We start from the raw sequence: 2,735 nt of genomic DNA, 5'->3' as shown, positions 1-2,735 counted from the left end.
CGCGGTCCGGGCGCCCGTCCGGCCCCGCCCCGTCAAGGTTCCCCCGCGCCCCCGCCGGCCAGGAGAAGCAGCGCGGCCGCCTGACCCTCGTCACCGCCCAGTCGGGCGAGGAGGAGCGCCAGCGCTCGGTGGCCTCGTTCCGCCGCCGCACCCAGCGCATGACCGGCCACCGCCAGCAGGAGAGCAAGGAAAAGATCGCCCGCGAGGTGATCCTGCCCGAGACCATCACCATCCAGGAGCTCGCCAACCGCATGTCGGAGCGCGCCGTGGACGTGATCCGCATGCTCATGAAGCAGGGCCAGATGGTGAAGATCACCGACGTGATCGACGCCGACACGGCCGAGCTGATCGCCGCCGATCTCGGCCACACCGTGCGCCGCGTGTCGGAGAGCGACGTCGAGGAAGGCCTGTTCGACACGCCGGACGCGCCCGAGACCCTGCAGCCGCGTCCCGCCGTCGTGACCATCATGGGCCACGTCGACCACGGCAAGACCTCGCTGCTGGACGCCATCCGCAAGGCCAACGTCGTCTCCGGCGAGGCCGGCGGCATCACCCAGCACATCGGCGCCTACCAGGTGACCGCGCCCTCGGGCTCGAAGATCACCTTCATCGACACCCCCGGCCACGCCGCCTTCACCGCCATGCGCGCCCGCGGCGCCAAGGTGACGGACATCGTGGTGCTGGTGGTGGCGGCGGACGACGGCGTGATGCCCCAGACGGTGGAGGCCATCAACCACGCCCGCGCCGCCAAGGTGCCGCTGATCGTGGCGATCAACAAGATCGACAAGCCCGACGCCAAGCCCGAGCGGGTGCGCACCGAGCTGCTCCAGCACGAGGTGCAGGTGGAGACCATGGGCGGCGAGACGCTCGAGGTGGAGGTCTCCGCCAAGGCGCAGACCAACCTCGACAAGCTGCTCGAAGCCATCGCGCTCCAGTCCGAGCTGCTCGACCTCAGGGCCAATCCCGACCGCGCCGCCGAAGGCACGGTGGTGGAGGCCAAGCTCGACGCGCCGCGGCCCGGTGGCGACCGTGCTGGTCCAGCGCGGCACGCTGCATGTGGGCGACATCGTCGTCGCCGGCGCCGAATGGGGCCGCGTGCGCGCCCTCATCTCCGACACCGGCGCCAACGTGGACACCGCCGGCCCCTCCTTCCCGGCCGAGGTGCTGGGCTTCAACGGCACGCCGGAGGCGGGCGACCGCCTCGCCGTGGTGGAGAACGAGGCCCGCGCCCGCGAGATCACCGACTATCGCCAGCGCCAGAAGCGCGAGAAGGCAGCGGCCCGTTCCGCCACCATCCGCGGCTCGCTGGAGCAGATGATGAGCCAGGTGAAGGCGTCGGGGCGGAAGGAATTCCCCCTCATCATCAAGGGCGACGTGTCGGGCTCGGTGGAAGCCATCATCGGCGCGCTGGAGAAGGTCGGCAACGACGAGGTGCAGGCCCGCATCATCCATTCGGGAGCGGGCGGCATCAACGAGAGCGACGTGACGCTGGCGGAGACCTCCGGCGCCGCGATCATCGCCTTCAACGTCCGCGCCAACAAGGAAGCGCGCGACGCGGCCGAGCGGGCGGGCATCGAGATCCGCTACTACAACATCATCTACGACCTCGTGGATGACGTGAAGAAGGCCATGAGCGGCCTGCTCGCGCCCATCAACCGCGAGACCATGCTGGGCAACGCCCTCATCAAGGAGATCTTCGCGGTCTCCAAGGTGGGCAAGGTGGCCGGCTGCACCGTCACCGACGGCATCGTGGAGCGCGGCCAGCACGTGCGCCTGATCCGCGACAATGTGGTGATCCACGAAGGCAAGCTTGCCACTCTCAACCGCTTCAAGGATGCGGTGAACACGGTGCATGCGGGCCAGGATTGCGGCATGTCGTTCGAGAACTACCAGGACATGCGCGCCGGCGACGTGATCGAGTGCTACCGCGTCGAGGTGGTGCAGCGCTCGCTGTGAGGCGGGACGCGCTTCGCTGAGCCGTCATGGCCGGGCGTGTCCCGGCCATCCACGCCCGGCGGCCGGGCACAAACGTGCAGGCCTCCTGCAGGCGGCGCGGCGTGGATGCCCGGGACACGCCCGGGCATGACCCGTCGAGCCGCGGCGGCATTCGCACGATGATTCCAACCGGAGCGGCACGGTCCAACCCCGTCCGCTCCCCCTTGAAGGAGAAGGCGTCCGGCTCCGGCCCGGCGCCCAAAGAGAACCGACCCATGAAACCTGATACCCGCACGGGGGGCGGCCCCTCCCAGCGCATGCTGCGCGTGGGCGAGCTGGTGCGCCACGCCCTCGCCCAGGTGCTCCAGCGCGGCGACCACATCGACCCGGTCCTGGCCGGCCACATCATCACGGTTCCGGAAGTGCGCATGTCGCCGGACCTGAAGATCGCCACCTGCTACGTGATGCCGCTCGGCGGCAAGGACGTGCGGCCGGTGATCAAGGCGCTGGCGGCGAACCGCAAGGCGCTGCGCATGGAGATCGCCCGCCTGGTGGAGCTGAAATCCGTGCCGGACCTGCGCTTCCTGGAGGACACCTCGTTCGCCGAGGCGGCCCGCATGGACGCGCTGCTGCGCTCGCCGCAGGTGGCGCGCGATATCGAGCCTTCGACCGACGACCCCCAATCCCACGACGACGAGACCGACAAAAAGAAATGACCGCCGCAGCCACCGCCCCGCGCCCCGAAGCCCTTGAGCCGCGCGACGGCGCCCCGCGCGAGGGCGTGATGCCCGGCGAGGCCG

1 protein-coding gene and 1 pseudogene are annotated in these 2,735 nt (G+C 70.2%); both read left to right on the top strand.

Annotated elements, in window-relative coordinates; translation table 11 throughout:
• Positions 1–1,956: pseudogene (gene infB / locus AC2W7M_RS23270) on the top strand (translation initiation factor IF-2); the annotation flags it as partial.
• A 254-nt stretch (positions 1,957–2,210) separates the two neighbouring features.
• On the top strand, positions 2,211–2,651 hold the full coding sequence (gene rbfA, locus AC2W7M_RS23265) for a 30S ribosome-binding factor RbfA (protein WP_486135290.1): 441 nt from the start codon (positions 2,211–2,213) through the stop codon (positions 2,649–2,651).
• Positions 2,652–2,735 lie beyond the last annotated feature (84 nt).

It is taken from the genome of Xanthobacter sp. BG11Y11_SDJG (assembly GCF_057364445.1).
The sequence above is the reverse complement of the archived record's forward strand: the minus strand, read 5'-3'. Positions and strand labels throughout refer to the sequence as shown.